Source organism: Cupriavidus sp. 01L46, assembly GCF_056399905.1.
The window spans coordinates 1-1,249 of record NZ_JBFTSF010000604.1 but is presented as its reverse complement, the minus strand read 5'-3'; the positions used below and the strand labels follow the sequence as shown (position 1 = coordinate 1,249).

The 1,249-nt window shown below is 68.2% G+C and carries 1 protein-coding gene; it reads left to right on the top strand.

Going from position 1 to position 1,249, the window contains the following annotated elements:
* On the top strand, positions 1 to 1,249 hold a 1,249-nt coding region (locus AC1DS3_RS38785; protein WP_477129380.1), incomplete at both ends, for an amino acid adenylation domain-containing protein.

Below are 1,249 nucleotides of genomic sequence, written 5' to 3'. Positions count from 1 at the left end.
TTGCCGTGACCTGTGGCGAGCAGACGCTGCGTTATGGCGAACTGCTGGCGCGTGCCGATCGTCTGGCCGCCGTGCTTCATGCACGCGGCATCGGCGCCGAGGATCGTGTGGGCATCGCCCTGTCCCGCTCGCTCGACATCATCGTCACGCTGCTGGCCGTGATGCGGGCTGGCGCGGCCTATGTGCCGTTCGACCCGGCCTATCCCAGGGACCGGCTGGCCTATCTGTTCGAGGACAGCGCGATCCGGCTGCTCGTCACCGAGCCGRCCTTGCTCGATGCGCTGCCGGCGCCGGCTTCTCTGCCCGTGCTGACGCTGGACATGGTGGGCAACGGCCCGACGCTGGCTGCCGAGGTGCCGGTCCATCCGTCTCAACTTGCCTACGTGATCTACACGTCCGGTTCGACGGGACGCCCCAAGGGCGTGTGCGTGTCCCACGGCCCGCTGGCCATGCACGTGGCGGCGACCATCGACGCCTACGAAATGGGCCTGCACTCGCGCGAACTGCATTTCCTGTCGTTCGCGTTCGAYGGCGCCCACGAACGCTGGCTTTGCGCCTTGRCCTGCGGCGGCTCKCTGGTACTGCGCGACGACGCGCTCTGGACGCCCGAGCAGACGGCGCAGGCGATGATCCGGCACGGCGTGACCAACGCGGGCTTCCCGCCGGCGTATCTGCGGCAACTGGCCGAATACGTCGAACAGAGCGGCGAGCGTCCGGACGTCTCGCTCTATTCCTTCGGTGGCGAAGCGATGCCGCGTGGCGCCTTTGCCCAGGCACGGCGCGCGCTGGGTGCGCGGACCTATATCAACGGCTATGGCCCGACGGAGACCGTGGTCACGCCGATGGTGTGGAAGGTGCGCGGCGATGCGCCGGAAGCGGATTTCGCGGGCACCTATGCGCCGATTGGCCGCCCGATTGGCGACCGGCGCTGCTACCTGCTCGACGCGGAGCTGAACCTCGTGCCGCCGGGCGTGGCGGGCGAGCTTCATATCGGCGGCGAAGGGTTGGCGCGTGGGTATCTGAACCGTCCGGGCATGTCGGCGGAGCGCTTTATTCCAGACCCATTCGCTGACGATGGCGCACGGCTGTATCGCACAGGCGATCTGGCGCGCTGGCTGCCTGACGGGCAACTGGAGTACCTGGGCCGGATCGACCAGCAACTGAAGATTCGCGGCTTCCGGATCGAACCGGGCGAAATCGAGGCGCGGATTCTGGCGCAGGCGGGTGTGGGCAATGCGGCGGTGCTGGC